Genomic DNA, 16,297 nt, shown 5'->3' with positions numbered 1-16,297 from the left:
CGCTCCCGCCGTCGGCATGTCCGGCGCCGTAGGGCACCGGGGCTTGACGGGTCAGCGGGTGCGGACCGCCGTGACGGTGAAGCGTTCGACCTCGGCGATGTGGCCGCCTGTGAACGCGACGACCGTCAGCACCGGGTCGACGGCGCCGGTGAAGGAGACGGACGACCTCCACGGTTGGCTGTTGCCGCCCGCCGACATGCAGCACGAGGTGCCCAGCAGATCCCGCGACGACGGCTGGCGCACGTCCACGCGGACGCTCTCGTCCACGCCGGTGATCCGGCCGCCGACCGTCATCGGGGAACGGGCGACGGAGCCGTAGGCGGGCACGGTCATCGAGAACGTCGTGTCGTCGGTGCCCACCACCTCCCAGGGGGCGTCGGGTCCGGTGCCGAAGCGCACGAGGTGGATGACGGCCGCGGTCCCCGTGCTCTCCGTACCGCTCAGGCCGACGCCGATCCGGGCCTCCCTGCCGTCGACGGACCGTGAGGTGACCCGGTCGACCTCCTCGAAGCCCAGGTAGTGCCGGGTGAAGGAGAGTGCGGTCTGCTCCGGGTCGAGGTGCCAGGGCTGGTGGCCGCCGGAACGGAACTCACGCTCCCACTCGCGGGCCTGGTCGACTGTCGTGAAGGGCCACAGCGGCTGGAGGTTGGAGAACCCGGGCAGCTGCGAGCTGCGCCCCGGCGCGGACGCGGTCGCGGTCGCCGAGGGCGTGCCAGGCGCGGTGGTGGCCGTCGGGTCGGGCGCGGGAGCGGACTGCGGCGGCGAGGACGTCGCGGGGCGGGACGACGGTGATTCCGACGCCCTGGCCGACCCGCCGGAGCCGGTGCAGCCGACGAGTGCCAGGACGGTCAGGGCCGTCGCGGCGACGAGCCGGAAGGGGAGACGGAACGGAAGCGGGAGCCTGGTGTTCATCGATCCCCCAGGAAACGAGTGACGGCCGCGCCTTATGCGTGCGGCCATGGTGCCACCCCTGCCGACCGCGTCATAGAGCGCGCGCCCGGGCGTCCGTGTATTCCGGCCCGTTTGTTCGGGGAACTCCCGCCCGGGAGCGGCTGAAAACGGCTCGGATTCCGGCGTGCGGAACGATGACGGCGGAAAATCCACCCTTTGATCTTCACCCGTTCGGACATGCTCGCCGGACACCTGTCCGACGTTTCGGAATGATGTCGTGGAATACGTCCGCACTCATCGCCGTCGTGCGGCGGATCTCATGTGCAGCCAGACACGCCTGTTCAGCGAAGGGACGTCGCTCCGATGCCGAGGATCGAACTGAACACCGGGAAAGACGCCGGCGTCGAACTCCACTACGAGGACTACGGAAACGGAAGACCGGTCGTGCTCGTCCACGGCTGGCCGCTGAGCGGCCGGTCCTGGGAGAAACAGATCGGGCCGCTGGTGGAGTCCGGATATCGCGTCATCACCTATGACCGCCGCGGATTCGGGCAGTCGTCACAGCCGTGGGACGGCTATGAATACGACACCCTCGCCGACGACCTCGGCGCCCTGCTCGCCCATCTCGACCTCACCGACGTGACGCTGGTCGGCTTCTCCATGGGGGGCGGGGAGGTGGTCCGCTACATCAGCGCCCACGGGACCGCGCGGGTCAGGCAGGCCGTGCTGGCGGCCGCCGTGCCGCCGTATCTCTACCGGTCCGCGAAGAATCCCGACGGCGGCCTGGACGACGCCACGATCAGCCGCTTCGAGGTGGGTGTCCTCGAGGACCGGCCGGCGTTCGTGGACGGGTTCGTCACCGACTTCTTCCGGGTCGGCGAGCGCACCGACCTCGTCAGCGCCGCGCAGCACGCCTACAACGTCGGTATCGCCACTCTGGCGTCCCCCAAGGGCACGCTCGACTGCATCGCGGCGTTCGCGCGCACCGACTTCCGCGACGACCTCGCCGCGGTGGACGTGCCGACCCTGGTCGTCCACGGCGACTCGGATGCCATCGTCCCGTTCGAAGTCAGCGGCAGGCGGACGCATGAGAGCCTCGCCGACAGCAGCCTGGTCCTGATCGAGGGCGCGCCCCACGGGCTGAACGTGACGCACGCGGACCGGTTCAACCAGGCGCTCCTGGAATTCCTCGCCCGCTGAGCCCTCTACGGGCCCATGCCGTACGGGAAAGCCGACTGTCGGACCCGCGGACTAGGTTGGCCGCCATGACGGATTTCGTACTCGTGGCGGGCGCGTGGCTTGGTTCCTCGGCGTGGGAGGAGGTGGTGCCGAGGCTGCGGGCGGCGGGGCACGGCGCTCATGCCGTGACGCTGTCGGGACTCGGCGAGAGGCGGGGTGAGCCGGCCGGCCGGCAGACCCACGTCAAGGACGTCATCGGTGAGGTCGAGCGGCGCGACCTGCGGGACGTCGTCCTCGTCGGTCACAGCTACGCGGGCATCCCGGTCGGGCAGGCCGCGGAGCGGATAGGCGACCGGTTGACCCGGGTCGTCTTCGTCGACTCGGAGGTTCCGACCGACGGCGCGTCCTTCGCGGACGGCTGGTGGCAGGGCCGGGCGGCAATGGAGGCCGCACTCGCGGAGAACGACGGCTTCTGGGCGCCCCTGACCGCGGCCGACTACACGGACGCCGGGCAGGGTCTCACCGACGAGCAGATCGGCCGCATCGTGGCGGGCTCGACGCCGCACCCGGGAGCCTCGTTGACCGACCCGGCGGTGCTGGCACGCCCGCTCGGCGAGCTTCCGGCGACGTACGTCAAGTGCCTGCTCGACGGCCCGGAGCCGAACGCGACGGTGGCCGCTCTGCTGGCCGGCGAGCGCTGGCGGCTGGTCGAGATGGACACGGGTCACTGGCCGATGTTCTCCCGGCCGCACGAGCTGGCGGAGCTCCTGCTGCGGGCGGCCGACGGGTCCTGAGTCCGCGTAGGGCGCCGTGCGGTCCGCGGCAGGGCGAAGGGCCCCGGTTCCTTTCCGGAGCCCTTCGCCGTGGACCAGAAGCGGTGGCTGTCAGCCGGGGACTCGCCTGCGACCGCCGCCACCCCGTCCGCCGGCCGCAGCGGCCATGGCCAGGCCGCAGATCAGGGCGACCGCACCGACGATGACGTTGCTGACGACACTGCGGGTCGTGTCCATCGCACCGGCTACGACCCAGGGAGCGACGATCGTCCATACGCCGATGGCGCATGCCGCCCACGCCATGGCGTGGGTGCGCTCGTAGGCGGAGCTGAAGCCGCCCATGCACAGGGCAAAGGCGATACCGGTGATCAGGTTGGACACGGCCAGGTTGGTCAGTCCGCTGAAGCCGACGATCCATGGGGATGCCGCCAGGTAGATACCGGTGACAAGGCCCAATGTCTCCACGGCCTGGGCGCGTGGAGTGCTGGTCGCCCGCTCGAAGCGGGAGCGCATCTCGGCCAGGTCCGGGTGTTGCTCTATGTCTGCGTGGGTGGTCATGGTGGACGCCGCCTCCTACCAGCAGCCTTATGTGTCCTTTATATCCATGGAACGCCTATAACGTCCATGGGTCAATGGGGAATTTCTCCCGGTACAGGCGGTATTCCGCCCGAAGCACCCGGGGCTCAGGCGCCCGCGCCCGGCGTGACCCCGCCCTTGAGTCGTTCGAGGTCGGACGGGCGGACCTGGATGGCCAGCAGTGCGATCAGGGCCGCCAGCACCGCGAAGATCGCCGCCATGATGAACGCCGCGGACACGCCCGAGGTCAGCACCTGGTCCGCCCAGGGCGGCGGGAGTTCGCCGGTGCGCTGGAAGGCGAGCCGCTCGGCCGGGGTCGCCTCCGCCATGAACTGCGGCACCAGGTCCTTCGCCTCGTTGGTGCTCGCCGTGCCGAAGACCGTGACCAGGATCGACAGGCCCAGAGAACCGCCCACCTGCTGAGTGGCGTTCAGCAGACCGGACGCCGCGCCGGACTCGTGCACCGGCACGTTGGAGAGCGCCATGAGCGTCAGCGAGACGAACTGCATGCCCATCCCGAGGCTGAAGACCAGCATCGGCCCGAGAATGCTCCCCGCGTAGGTGGAGTGGATGTCGGTCAGCGTCAGCCACGCCAGTCCCGCGGCGGCCAGGACGGCGCCGGTCACCATGAACGGCTTCGGACCGTACTTCGGCAGCAGCTGCGAGGCCAGGCCCGCGCCGATGGTGATGACCACGCTGACCGGCAGGAACGCCAGGCCGGCACGCAGGGGCCCGAAGCCCAGCACGTTCTGGACGAACAGGGTCAGGAAGAAGAACATGCCGAACATGGCGGCGGCGAGCGCCAGCATCATGCCGTACGTGCCCGCCCTGTTACGGTCGGCGAACATGTGCAGCGGCGTGATCGGCTGTTTCGAGCGCCTCTCGACGGCGAGGAAAACGCCGAGCAGCACCACGGCGGCGCCGAACGACGCCAGTGTCCAGCCGTCGCTCCAGCCCTCCTGCGCGGCGCGGATGAAGCCGTAGACCAGTGCCACCATGCCGAGCGTGGAGGTCAGGGCACCGGCGAAGTCGAAGTGGCCGGGGTGACGTTCCGACTCCTTGATCCAGCGGGGCGTGGCGATCGCGATGAGCAGACCGATCGGCACGTTGACGAACAGTACCCAGCGCCAGTCGAGCCATTCGACGAGCATGCCGCCGGCGAGCAGACCGATGGCGCCGCCTCCCGCGGACACGGCCGCGAACACCCCGAACGCCCGGTTGCGGGCCGGGCCCTCGGTGAACGTGGTGGTGATCAGCGCGAGCGACGTCGGCGAGGCGATCGCGCCGCCGACCCCCTGGAGGGCCCGGGCGGCGAGCAGTTGGCCGGAGTTCTGGGCGAGTCCGCCGAGCAGGGACGCCAGCACGAAGAGCAGCACGCCGAAGATGAACACACGCCGCCGGCCGAGGATGTCACCGACCCGGCCACCGAGGAGCAGCAGACCGCCGAACGTCAGCGTGTAGGCGTTGACCACCCAGGACAGGCTCGTGGTGGAGAAGTCCAGGGAGCTCTGGATGTGCGGCAGCGCGATGTTCACGATGGTGATGTCGAGGACCACCATCAGCTGGCAGGACGCGATGACGAACAGTGCCATTCCGTTTCCGCCACCGCGATCGGGGGCGGCGGTCCGGACGGAGGAGGTCGGCTGCGGAGTCGTCATGGCGCATCGTGCCTCGTGAGGGGTCCCCTCGGCGCGGGGTGCGGACAAGGCCGTCCACTGTTCGACGTTAAGCCTGTCGGGTGAAACGCCACCAGTCGATCAAGGGGTGAGCAAGGACCCGCTCAGGGCAGGACCGCCACCCCGTCCACCTCGACCAGGCACTGCTCGTCCCACAGCCGTACGACCCCGACGACGGCCATGGCCGGGTAGTCGCGGCCCGCCAGGCGCCGCCAGACGCGGCCCAGTTCACGGGCGTGGACCCGGTAGTCGGCGACGTCGGTCGCGTAGACGGTGACCCGGGCCAGGTCGTGCGGGGTGCCGCCCGCTGCGGCGAGCGCGGTGAGGAGGTTGGACAGGGCGGTCTCGAACTGTGCGGGGAGGGTGTCGCCGACGACCTTGCCGTCCGTGTCCAGTGCGGTCTGGCCGGCCAGGAAGACCAGGCGGCTGCCGGAGGCGGTGACGGCGTGGGAGAAGCCGGTGGGCGGGGAGAGCTCGGCCGGGTTGTGGCGGGACAGGGTCATGCGCGGGCCTCCTCGGCGTAGAGCTCCTTGGCGATGATGGTGCGCTGCACCTCGGAGGCGCCCTCGTAGATCCGGGGGGCACGGACCTCGCGGTAGAGATGTTCGAGGAGATGGCCCCGCTGGAGGGCGCGGGCGCCGTGCAACTGGACCGCGGAGTCGACGACGAACTGGGCCGTCTCCGTCGCGAGCAGCTTGGCCATCGCCGCCCGTTTCGGCACGTCGGCGGCCCCGGCGTCGTACGCGCAGGCGGCGGCGTGGACGAGCAAACGCGCGGCCTCGGTGCGGGTGGCCATCTCGGCGACGGTGTGGGCGACGGACTGGAGTTCGCTCAGCGGGCCGCCGAAGGCACGGCGGGCGGCGGTGTGGGCGAGGGTCGCGTCGAGGGCCGCCTGTGCCATGCCGACGGCGAACGCGCCGACGCTGGGGCGGAAGAGGTTGAGGGTGCTCATGGCGACGCGGAAGCCGCGGTCCGGCTCACCGAGCAGGTCGTCGGCGGTGACCGGCACGTCGTCGAAGGTGAGCGCGCCGATGGGGTGCGGGGAGAGCATCTCCAGCGCGCTGCCGGCGAGGCCGGGGCGGTCGGCGGGGACGAGGAACGCGGTGACGCCGCGGGCTCCCGCGCCTTCGGTGGTACGGGCGAAGACGGTGTAGAAGTCGGCCTCCGGGGCGTTGGAGATCCACCGCTTCTCGCCGCTCAGCCGCCAGCCGCGGCCGTCGGGCACCGCTTTCAGGGCGAGCGCGGCGGCGTCGGAGCCCGCTTCCGGCTCACTGAGCGCGAAGGCGGCGACGGCCCGCCCCGCGACCACCTCGGGGAGCCAGCGGTCGCGCTGCGCGTCGGTACCCGCCTGGACGAGCGGCGAGGTGCCGAGTCCCTGGAGGGCGAGTGCGGTCTCCGCCTCCGTGCAGCCGTACGCCAGGGACTCGCGCAACAGGCACAGTTCGAGCGCACCGGCCGTGAACAGCCTTTCCAGCAGCCCCAGTTCACCGAGCGCCAGGATCAACGGGCGGTTGACACGGCCCGGTTCGCCCTTCTCCGCGAGGGGCCGGAGACATTCCTCCGTCAGGGTGCGCAGCCGGGCGCACCAGGCGGTCTGTACCGGATCGAGCGAGAATACGGACATTCGTGCTCCCACTGAGTACGGCCTGGACGGTCCGCAGACGGCCGGGACGGCCCTCACGGGCGCCCTCGAAAAGCACGGTATCGCGAACTGTTGACTGTCGTCACTGTCACGATACGCTCGTTTGGCGACGCCGACCCGACAGGGGGCGAACCATGGAGCTGACACCCTCGGCCCACCTCGACACCTTCGCGCGCGACCATCTGCCGCCCGCCGGCCAATGGCCGGAACTTCTCTTCGAGCTGCCCGAGCTGCGGTACCCGCAGCGGCTCAACTGCGGCGAGGAGCTGCTCGACCGCACGATCGAGCGCTTCGGCGCGGACCGTCCCGTCTTCCGTTCGGGCGCGGGAGAGGTCTGGTCGTACGGGCAGCTGCGCGAGCGGGTGGACCGGATCGCGCACGTCCTGACCGCGGAGCTCGGGATCGTCCCCGGCAACCGTGTGCTGCTGCGCGGGCCGACCACGCCGCATCTCGCCGCGTGCTGGCTCGCCCTGATGAAGACGGGCGCCGTGGCGGTGACCGTCCTCGCGCAGCACCGGGCCGGGGAACTGGCCACGGTGTGCGAGATCGCCTCGGTGAGCCACGCCCTGTGCGACGTGCGGACGGTCGACGACCTGGTCAAGGCGGAGGTGCCGGGGCTGAGGATCACCGCCTACGGCGGCGACGCCCCCGACGATCTGCTGCGCCTGGCCGCCGCGGCCGGGCCGGAGCCCTACGAGCCGGTACGGACGGCGGCCGACGACGTCGCGCTGATCGCCTTCACGTCGGGCACCACCGGCCGCCCCAAGGGGTGCATGCACTTCCACCGGGACGTACTGGCGATCGCCGACACGTTCTCCGCCCATGTGCTGCGGCCCGAGCCCGACGACGTGTTCGCCGGCAGCCCGCCGCTCGGCTTCACCTTCGGGCTCGGCGGGCTCGTCGTCTTCCCCATGCGGGCCGGGGCGTCGGCGCTGCTGCTGGAGCAGGCGGGCCCCGGGCAGCTGCTGCCCGCGATCGCGGAGCACCGGGTGTCGGTGCTGTTCACCGCGCCGACCGCCTACCGTGTGATGCTGGACCAGCTCGACTCCCATGACACGCGGTCGCTGCGCCGCTGCGTGTCGGCCGGGGAGAACCTGCCCGCCGCGACCTGGCAGGCATGGCTGGAGCGGACCGGGCTGCGGATCATCAACGGCATCGGGGCGACCGAGCTGCTGCACATCTTCATCTCCGCCGCGGACGGGTCGATCAGGCCCGGCACCACCGGGGTCCCGGTCCCCGGGTGGCAGGCGCGTGTGGTCGACGGCGAGGGCCTGCCGGTGCCGGACGGCGAGCCGGGACTGCTGGCCGTACGCGGCCCGGTGGGCTGCCGCTATCTTTCCGACCCGCGGCAGACCCAGTACGTACGGGGCGGCTGGAACCTCACCGGTGACACCTACGTCCGGGAAGCCGACGGCTGGTTCCGCTACGTCGCCCGCGCCGACGACATGATCATCTCGGCCGGGTACAACATCGCCGGACCCGAGGTGGAGGACGCGCTGCTGCACCATCCCGACGTCGCGGAGGCAGCGGTCGTCGGGCGGCCCGACGAGCTGAGGGGCCAGATCGCCGTCGCCTACGTGGTGCTGCGGGACGGCGCCGCGAACGGTGGGGCGACGGCCGATGCCCTGCGGGACTTCGTCAAGGGGCGGCTGACGCCGTTCAAGTGCCCGCGGGAGATCGTCTTCCTCGACGCTCTGCCGCGTACACCGACCGGCAAGCTGCAGCGCTACCGGCTGCGAGCTCTAGAGTGATCGCGTGGCCGAGCAGCACACCCCCAGATCCCTGATCGTCACCCTGTACGGCGCGTACGGACGCGAACGGCCGGGTCCCCTCGCCGTGGCCGAACTGATCCGGCTCCTGGGCGTCCTGGGCGTCGACGCCCCGTCCGTGCGCTCCTCGGTCTCCCGGCTCAAGCGGCGCGGGCTGCTCGTGCCCGAGCGCACCCCGGAGGGCGCGGCCGGCTACGCGCTGTCCGCGGACGCCCGGCAGCTGCTCGACGACGGGGACCGGCGCATCTACGCGCCCTCCTCCGCCGAACTGTCCGACGGTTGGGTCATCGCCGTGTTCTCCGTGCCCGAGGCCGAGCGGCACAAGCGCCACCTGCTGCGCTCGCGGCTGGTCAGACTCGGCTTCGGCGCCGCCGCGCCCGGGGTGTGGATCGCCCCCGCCCGGCTCTGCGAGGAGACCCGGCACACGCTGCGGCGGCTGCGGCTCGACACGTACGTCGACCTGTTCCGCGGTGAGCACCTCGGTTTCGCGGCGACGGCGGAGGCGGTCTCCCGCTGGTGGGACCTGGCGGCGATCGCCAAGCAGCACGAGGACTTCCTCGACCGGCACGAGCCCGTGCTGCGTGCGTGGGACGCCCGCGAGGAGACGCCCGCGCAGGACGCCTACCGGGACTATCTGCCGGCGCTGGACTCGTGGCGGCGGCTGCCCTACGCCGACCCCGGCCTGCCGGCCGAGCTGCTGCCCCAGGGCTGGCCGGGCGGGCGGTCCGCCGAGGTCTTCGGACGGCTCCACGCGCGGCTGCGGGACGCGGGGGCGCCGTTCGTGACCGGGGCGTCACGGCCGTGACGGAGGAGCCCCGGCGGTGACCGGGGAGCCGCATGAGCTGGGCGACCAGCTCGGGCCCGTGTGGATGGTGGCCGCGAACGTCGTGCTGTGGCGGCGGTACGGGGACTTCGGGCAGGAGCTGCGGCCCGGCACCAAGGCCTACCGTGGCGGAGCCAAGGTGTTCGTCGCGTCCGCGTACCCCGGCACGGGGCACGAGCAGCTGACCACCATAGGGCGCGGCCGGCGCACCGGCCGCTGGATCACCATCGACACCGCCACCCGCCATCTGCACGGCTTTCGCGCCGCGCTGGTGTGCACGCCGGCCGTGCTGCGAAGGTACGCCCGGGTCACCTGGTGGCCGGTGCGGAACGAGGAAGAAGCCGTCGCGTGCGCGGAGCGGCTCGGGCGGATCGCCGTCGAGCAGCGCGCCTCGTACCACGGCGGCCCGCATCCCGATCCGTGCCGGTGCCACGAGTGCCTCAGCCGAGCGTGAGCCTCGGCTTCGGTGCGTCGGTGCGGCCGGTGGGCGGCTTGCGGCTGCCCGCCCGGTACGGCAGCGGCCACGGCGCCCCTTCACCGGTGTAGTTCTGGTCGGCCGCCGCGTGGAGCGTCCAGTTCGGGTCGTAGAGGTGCGGTCTGGCGAGGGCGCAGAGGTCGGCGCGGCCGGCCAGCAGGATCGAGTTGACGTCGTCCCAGGAGGAGATCGCGCCGACGGCGATCACCGGGATGTGGGCCTCGTTGCGGATCCGGTCGGCGTAGGGGGTCTGGTAGGAGCGGCCGTACTCGGGGCGTTCGTCGGCGACGACCTGGCCGGTGGAGACGTCGATGGCGTCGGCGCCGTGGGCGGCGAAGGCGCGGGCGACGGCGACGGCGTCCTCGGCGGTGGTCCCGCCGTCGGCCCAGTCGGTGGCCGAGATCCGGACCGTCATGGGCCGGTCCTTGGGCCACTGCTCGCGCACGGCGTCGAACACCTCGAGCGGGAAGCGGAGCCGGTTCTCGAGGGAACCCCCGTACGCGTCGTGACGCCGGTTGGTCAGCGGCGAGAGGAAACCCGAGAGCAGATAGCCGTGGGCGCAGTGGAGTTCCAGGAGGTCGAAGCCGCTGCCGGCGGCGCGCCGGGCAGCCTCGGCGAACTGCTGCCGGATCCCGTCGAGTCCCGTGCGGTCGAGGGCGTGCGGGACCTGGTTGACCCCTGGCCGGTACGGGAGCGGGGAGGCGGCGGACACCGGCCAGTTGCCGGTGTCGAGCGGCTGGTCGATGCCTTCCCACATGACCCGGGTGGAGCCCTTGCGGCCGGAGTGGCCGAGCTGGACGCCGATCGCGGTGCCGGGCGCATGGTGGTGGACGAAGTCGGTGACGCGGCGCCAGGCGGCCGCCTGCTCCGCCGTGTAGAGGCCGGTGCAGCCGGGGGTGATCCGGCCCTCGGGGCTGACGCACACCATCTCGGTCATGACCAGGCCCGCCCCGCCGAGGGCGCGGGCGCCGAGGTGGACGAGGTGGAAGTCGCCGGGCATGCCGTCCCGGCCGACGTACATGTCCATCGGTGAGACGACGACACGGTTGCGCAGGGTCAGCCCGCGCAGCCGGAACGGGGTGAACATCGGCGGCGTGCCCGGCAGGCAGCCGAAGTCCCGCTCGACCGCGCCGGTGAAGGCGGGGTCCCGCAGCCGCAGGTTCTCGTGGGTGACGCGGCGGCTGCGGGTGAGGAGGTTGAAGGCGAACCGGCGCGGCGGCTGGTCGGTGTGGACGGCCAGCTCCTCGAACCAGCGCATGCTGGCGGCGGCGGCGCGCTGGGTGGACTCGACGACCGGGCGGCGTTCGCTCTCGTAGGCGGCGAGGGCCGTGGCGAGGTCGGGCTGCTCCTCGACGCAGGCCGCGAGGGCGAGGGCGTCCTCGACGGCGAGCTTGGTGCCGGAGCCGATGGAGAAGTGGGCGGTGTGCGCGGCGTCGCCGAGCAGCACGATGTTGCCGTGCGACCAGCGCTCGTTGACGACGGTGCGGAAGGCGGTCCAGGCGGAGGAGTTGCCGCGCAGTGGCCGGCCGCCGAGGACCTCGGCGAAGACCTTGGCGCAGCGCTCGGTCGACTGCTGCTCGTCGCAGGTGTCGAAGCCGGCGGCACGCCAGACCTCCTCGCGCATCTCGACGATGACGGTGGAGGCGTCGGCCGAGAAGGGGTAGCCGTGCAGTTGCATCACGCCGTGCTCGGTCTCGGCGATCTCGAAACGGAACGAGTCGAACGCGAAGTCGGCGGCGAGCCAGATGTAGCGGCAGCGGTGGGTGGTGACGTGCGGCGCGAAGACGTCGGCGTGCGCCTCGCGGGTGGCGCTGTGGACACCGTCGGCGGCGATGACGAGGTCGTGGCCCGCGGCGAGTTCGGCGGCGGGCGGTGCGGGGGTGCGGAAGCGCAGGCGTACGCCGAGGGAGGCGCAGCGTTCGTGGAGGATCTCCAGGAGCCTGCGCCGGCCGAGGGCGGCGAAGCCGTGTCCGCCGGAGGTCAGGGTCTGTCCGCGGTGGCCGATGTCGATGTCGTCCCAGCGCACGAACTCGCGCCGGAGGCAGCCGTGGACGGTGGGGTCGGCGTGCTCGATCCCGCCCAGGGTCTCGTCGGACAGCACGACGCCGAAGCCGAACGTGTCGTCGGGTGCGTTGCGTTCCCAGACGGTGATCTCGCGGGCGGGGTCGAGCCGCTTGAGCAGCACGGCCGCGTACAGCCCGCCGGGCCCGCCACCGATGACGGCGATCCGCAGAGGCCGGGCCTTCCGCTCCGGCCGGACTGCGGTGTCCGGGGCCGCGGGCCGGTCATGGCCGGCCGCGTGGTGTGTACCCGCGGGCCCGGCCGGGGGCGGCGTCAGGGAGACCATGTCAGCGGCCCTGCCACTTGGGCGGCCGCTTCTCGGTGAAGGCCGCGTGGAACTCGGCGTAGTCGTCGCCGTTCATCAGCAGCGCCTGCGTCGCCGCGTCCAGCTCGACCGACGCCGCGAGCGGCATGTCGAGCTCCGCCGTCAGCAGCGCCTTCGTCTGGGCGTACGCCAGGGCCGGGCCGCCCGCGAGGTGGTGGGCGAGTTCGGCGGCCCGGGCGTCCGCCTGCCCTTCGTCGGTCAGTTCGCTGATCAGGCCGATGCGTTCCGCCTCCGGCGCGCGGACCGGCTCGCCAAGCATGAGCAGACGGGTCGCATGGCCGAGGCCGACGACACGGGGCAGCAGATAGGCCGCGCCCATGTCACCGCCGGAGAGCCCCACCTTGGTGAAGAGGAAGGCGAAGCGCGCGGACGGGTCCGCGACCCGGAAGTCCGCGGCCAGGGCCAGCACCGCGCCCGCGCCTGCCGCCACGCCGTGCACCGCGGCGATCACGGGGAAGGGGCACTCCCGCACCGCCCGGACGACCTGGCCCGTCATCCGGTTGAAGTCGAGGAGCTGGGCGGTGTCCATGGACAGGGTCGCGCCGATGATCTCGTCGACGTCCCCGCCGGAGCAGAAGCCGCGTCCTTCACCGCCGAGCACGAGGGCACGCACCGAGCGCTCCCGTGACAGCTCGGCGAGCAGGTCGCGCAGGTCGGCGTAGGCGCCGAAGGTGAGGGCGTTGAGTTTCTCCGGGCGGGCGAGGGTGACGGTCGCGACGCCGTCCTTCCTCGTCAGCCGCAGATGACGCCACTCCTGCGTACGTGGCACGGAACCGGTAAAGGGGCTCATGGAGTGGGGCCTCCCTCGGCACGGGCGGTCTGCTGCGCTGCCTCTGGCCTCGAAGCTATCACTCATTCGTGACTTCCGTCATGAGTCCGCAATACGAGTGTTGCGACTCCGCGAAAGTCCCGTACCGGTTGTGGCACAGGTGCCGGCCAGGCCGGGTACTCGCCCCCGTTCCGGCGTCCTGGACTTCGTAGGGTCGTGATCAGCAACCGCCACCGAACGGAAAGCCGCCTTGTCCCCAGCCACCGACTCCGCCTCATGGCGTGTCCCGCTGCCGCACACCACGGCGGCCGTGCCCATCGCCCGCGCGCTGGTGCGCGCGGCGCTGGCCGGCGGCGACCACCCGGCGCCCCCGGACCGCGACACCGCCGAGCTGCTCACGGCCGAACTGGTCGCGAACGCCGTGGAGCACACCCCCGGCGGATCACCCATAGAGCTCGTGGTGGAACTGCTGCCGACGGGCTGCCAGGTCGAGGTCCATGACCACGACCCGACGCCGCCCCACGGGCTGTCACCGTCCGTCCCGATGCCGCGGCCCGACCCCTGGCAGGAGCACGGACGGGGGCTGCTCCTGATCCGGACGCTGAGCACCGCGTGCGGTCATCGGCCCACTGCACGCGGCAAGGCGGTCTGGTTCACCCTCCCCGGACCGGCCTGATCCGGTCCCCGCGCCGCGGCGCCAGGCGTCAACGAGCGGCATCGCTCCGGTCCCGGGCCTGCTGGGCGCCGGCCGCGAGACGGAGTTCCGACGGCCGTGGAGCGCGTAGACGACCGCTCCGACCAGCAGGAACCCCGCGAACCGGAACCAGGTCGCCCGGCCGGTCCACATCGGATACGGGCGGCAGGCCAGATCGTACGGAGAAGTGCGAGTGGGGCCGGGCGTGCGAGCCCGGACCCCACTGATCGCGGACAATTCTCCCGCCGTTCGCTTGATCACCCGAATCGGCGCATGACTATACGGATGCCGTGCTCCCGCCGGCCGTGACGCCCGCCAGCGTGGCCACCATCACGGCCTTGATGGTGTGCATACGGTTCTCCGCCTCGTCGAAGACCACCGAGTGCTCCGATTCGAAGACCTCGTCGCTGACCTCCAGCTCCGTCAGCCCGTGCCGCTCGTGGATCTCCCGGGCGACCTTGGTGCCCAGGTCGTGGAAGGCGGGCAGGCAGTGAAGGAACTTCACCCGCGGATTGCCGGTGGCGCGCAGCACGTCCATGGTCACGGCGTAGGGAGCCAGCGCCTTGATCCGCTCGTCCCAGACCTCCTTGGGCTCGCCCATCGACACCCAGACGTCGGTGGCGACGAAGTCGGCGCCCCGCACGCCCTCCGCGACGTCCTCGGTGAGCGTGATCCTCGCGCCGCTCACGGCCGCGGCAAGGTGCGCCTGCGCGACGACCTCCTCGGCGGGCCAGTAGGCCTTCGGCGCGACGATCCGGACATCCATGCCCAGCAGAGCGCCGGTCACCAGGTAGGAGTTGCCCATGTTGAAGCGGGCGTCGCCGAGGTAGGCGAAGGAGAGCTCCTCCAGCGGCTTGTCGCTGTGCTCCTTCATGGTGAGGACGTCGGCGAGCATCTGGGTGGGGTGCCAGTCGTCGGTGAGTCCGTTGTAGACGGGCACCCCCGCATGGGCGGCGAGTTCCTCCACGACCTGCTGGCTGTCGCCGCGCAACTCGATGGCGTCGAACATCCGGCCGAGCACCCGGGCGGTGTCCTTGGCGGACTCCTTGCTGCCGATATGGGAGCCCGACGGGTCCAGGTAGGTCGTCGAGGCGCCCTGGTCGGCGGCCGCCACCTCGAAGGAGCAGCGGGTGCGGGTGGACGACTTCTCGAAGATCAGCACGATGTTGCGGCCGCGCAGCCACTGCACCTCTGTGCCCGCGCGCTTGGCCGCCTTGAGCTCGGCGGCCAGGTCGATCAGACCGCGGAACTCCTCGGCGGTGAAATCGAGCTCTTTGAGGAAGTGGCGGCCTTCGAGATGTATCGCCATGATGGCTGCTCCTGCGTGACGGACGAGGTGACAGTGGAACTCTATACGATCCACTGCATCGCTATACAGCATCCCGCTCGACGGGGCAGCTCATGCAGCGCGGACCGCCACGCCCCCTGCCCAGCTCACTGCCGGGGATCTCGATGACCTCGATGCCCTGCTTGCGCAGATGGGTGTTGGTGGTCACATTGCGCTCGTAGGCCACGACGACGCCCGGTTCCACGGCCAGGACGTTGCAGCCGTCGTCCCACTGCTCACGCTCGGCCGCGTGCACGTCCTGCGTCGCGGTCAGCACCCGGACGTCCTTCAGGCCGAGCGCGGCCGCTATGGCGTCGTGCATCCGCTCCGGCGGATGGTCGCTGACCTTTAGACCCCCGCCCTCCGCCGGTTCGATGGTGTACGAGCGGAGCATGCCGAGGCCCGCGTACTTGGTGAACGTGTCGCCGTCGACCATGGTCATGACCGTGTCCAGATGCATGAAGGCCCGTCGCTTCGGCATGTCGAGGGCCACGATCGTGCGGGCCGAACCGGCCGCGAACAGACCGCGGGCCAGCATCTCCACGGCCTGCGGTGTCGTGCGTTCGCTCATCCCGATCAGCACCGCGCCGTTGCCGAGCACCAGCACATCGCCGCCCTCGATGGTGGACGGGTAGTCGTCCTGCCCCTCCGACCAGTGATGGAACGGTCCTGCCTCCGGGCCGACGAAGAGCGGATGGTGCTTGTAGATCGCCTCGAAGTGCACCGTCTCGCGCTGCCGGGCCGGCCACCGCATCGCGTTGATGGCGACGCCGTCGTAGATCCAGGCCGAGGTGTCACGGGTGAACAGGTGGTTCGGCAGCGGATGGAGCAGGAAGTCGTCCAGATCCATCACATGGAAACGCACCGACGTCGGCTCGGAATGGCCCGCGAGGAACTCCCGTTTGGTCATCCCGCCGACCAGGGCCTCCACCAGGGCGGTGGTGGGCAGTTCGTCGAAGGCGGCCCGCAGGTGGTCGGTGGCGAGCGGGCCGTACTCCTTCTCGTCGAAGACCCGGTCCAGCACCAGTTTCCTGGCTTCGGGGCTCTCCAGCGAATCGCGCAGCAGATCACCGAAGAGATGGACCTCCACCCCCCTGTCGCGCAGCACGTCCGCGAACCCGTCGTGCTCCTGCCGGGCGCGGCGCACCCAGAGCACGTCGTCGAAGAGCAGTGCGTCCTTGTTGCTCGGCGTGAGCCGCTTCAGCTCCAGATCGGGCCGGTGCAGCACGACCCGGCGGAGCCGCCCGGCCTCGGAGTCGACATGGAATCCCATGTCCCCATCCTGGCCGTGCGGGCCCCGGGACACACGCCGTACGC

The 16,297-nt window shown here is 71.4% G+C and carries 15 protein-coding genes; 6 read left to right on the top strand and 9 right to left on the bottom strand.

The features are described from left to right. Positions 1-51 precede the first annotated feature (51 nt). Complete coding sequence (locus tag MDN94_RS18415) at positions 52-912, bottom strand: hypothetical protein (protein WP_482726833.1); 861 nt, start codon at positions 910-912, stop codon at positions 52-54. Between the two features lie 342 nt (positions 913-1,254). On the opposite strand from MDN94_RS18415, the gene MDN94_RS18410 reads away from it, so the two are divergent. Further along, positions 1,255-2,091 (top strand): alpha/beta fold hydrolase, encoded by an 837-nt coding sequence (locus MDN94_RS18410; protein WP_482726832.1) that lies wholly within the window; start codon positions 1,255-1,257, stop codon positions 2,089-2,091. A 65-nt stretch (positions 2,092-2,156) separates the two neighbouring features. Further along, positions 2,157-2,864: an alpha/beta fold hydrolase gene (locus tag MDN94_RS18405; protein WP_482726831.1), complete on the top strand. Its 708-nt coding sequence runs from the start codon at positions 2,157-2,159 to the stop codon at positions 2,862-2,864. Positions 2,865-2,954: 90 nt separating this feature from the next. Here MDN94_RS18405 and MDN94_RS18400 read toward each other — a convergent pair whose 3' ends face one another. The 4 genes from MDN94_RS18400 to MDN94_RS18385 all read right to left on the bottom strand — a co-directional run bounded on the left by MDN94_RS18400 (position 2,955) and on the right by MDN94_RS18385 (position 6,719). After that, positions 2,955-3,401, bottom strand: coding sequence for an SPW repeat protein (locus MDN94_RS18400; RefSeq protein WP_482726830.1), 447 nt, complete (start codon positions 3,399-3,401; stop codon positions 2,955-2,957). Positions 3,402-3,526: 125 nt separating this feature from the next. Continuing rightward, a complete protein-coding gene (locus MDN94_RS18395) occupies positions 3,527-5,011 on the bottom strand; it encodes an MFS transporter (protein ID WP_482726829.1) in 1,485 nt (494 codons plus the stop codon). A 188-nt stretch (positions 5,012-5,199) separates the two neighbouring features. Further along, positions 5,200-5,598 carry a RidA family protein gene (locus tag MDN94_RS18390; protein WP_441264853.1) on the bottom strand — a complete coding sequence of 133 codons (399 nt, stop codon included), beginning with the start codon at positions 5,596-5,598 and terminating at the stop codon, positions 5,200-5,202. Continuing rightward, a complete protein-coding gene (locus MDN94_RS18385; protein WP_482726828.1) occupies positions 5,595-6,719 on the bottom strand; it encodes an acyl-CoA dehydrogenase family protein in 1,125 nt (374 codons plus the stop codon). Before MDN94_RS18385 ends, MDN94_RS18390 begins: the two co-directional genes overlap by 4 nt. Positions 6,720-6,871: 152 nt before the next feature. Here MDN94_RS18385 and MDN94_RS18380 point away from each other — a divergent pair, with 152 nt between their 5' ends. From MDN94_RS18380 to MDN94_RS18370, 3 genes are all read left to right on the top strand, one after another. After that, positions 6,872-8,488 (top strand): AMP-binding protein, encoded by a 1,617-nt coding sequence (locus tag MDN94_RS18380; RefSeq protein WP_482726827.1) that lies wholly within the window; start codon positions 6,872-6,874, stop codon positions 8,486-8,488. Between the two features lie 4 nt (positions 8,489-8,492). After that, on the top strand, positions 8,493-9,311 hold the full coding sequence (locus MDN94_RS18375; protein ID WP_482726826.1) for a PaaX family transcriptional regulator: 819 nt from the start codon (positions 8,493-8,495) through the stop codon (positions 9,309-9,311). A 64-nt stretch (positions 9,312-9,375) separates the two neighbouring features. Then, positions 9,376-9,783, top strand: coding sequence for a hypothetical protein (locus tag MDN94_RS18370; RefSeq protein WP_482727106.1), 408 nt, complete (start codon positions 9,376-9,378; stop codon positions 9,781-9,783). On the opposite strand, the gene MDN94_RS18365 is transcribed toward MDN94_RS18370, so the two are convergent. Together MDN94_RS18365 and MDN94_RS18360 are read right to left on the bottom strand one after the other, a co-directional pair. Next, a complete protein-coding gene (locus tag MDN94_RS18365; protein WP_482726825.1) occupies positions 9,770-12,151 on the bottom strand; it encodes a bifunctional salicylyl-CoA 5-hydroxylase/oxidoreductase in 2,382 nt (793 codons plus the stop codon). The two genes, MDN94_RS18370 and MDN94_RS18365, sit on opposite strands and share 14 nt — an antisense overlap. A 1-nt stretch (position 12,152) precedes the next feature. Beyond that, on the bottom strand, positions 12,153-12,980 hold the full coding sequence (locus tag MDN94_RS18360) for an enoyl-CoA hydratase family protein (RefSeq protein WP_482726824.1): 828 nt from the start codon (positions 12,978-12,980) through the stop codon (positions 12,153-12,155). 229 nt (positions 12,981-13,209) lie between these two features. Between MDN94_RS18360 and MDN94_RS18355 the strand changes: the two genes are divergently transcribed. Further along, a complete protein-coding gene (locus MDN94_RS18355; RefSeq protein ID WP_482726823.1) occupies positions 13,210-13,635 on the top strand; it encodes an ATP-binding protein in 426 nt (141 codons plus the stop codon). 295 nt (positions 13,636-13,930) lie between these two features. On the opposite strand, the gene argF is transcribed toward MDN94_RS18355, so the two are convergent. Together argF and MDN94_RS18345 are read right to left on the bottom strand one after the other, a co-directional pair. Further along, positions 13,931-14,962: an ornithine carbamoyltransferase gene (argF, locus tag MDN94_RS18350; RefSeq protein WP_482726822.1), complete on the bottom strand. Its 1,032-nt coding sequence runs from the start codon at positions 14,960-14,962 to the stop codon at positions 13,931-13,933. Positions 14,963-15,023: 61 nt separating this feature from the next. Beyond that, positions 15,024-16,253, bottom strand: coding sequence for an arginine deiminase (locus MDN94_RS18345; protein WP_482726821.1), 1,230 nt, complete (start codon positions 16,251-16,253; stop codon positions 15,024-15,026). Positions 16,254-16,297: the final 44 nt, after the last annotated feature.

The organism is Streptomyces sp. WAC00040 (genome assembly GCF_056835925.1).
This window is presented reverse-complemented; position numbering and strand designations above follow the sequence as displayed.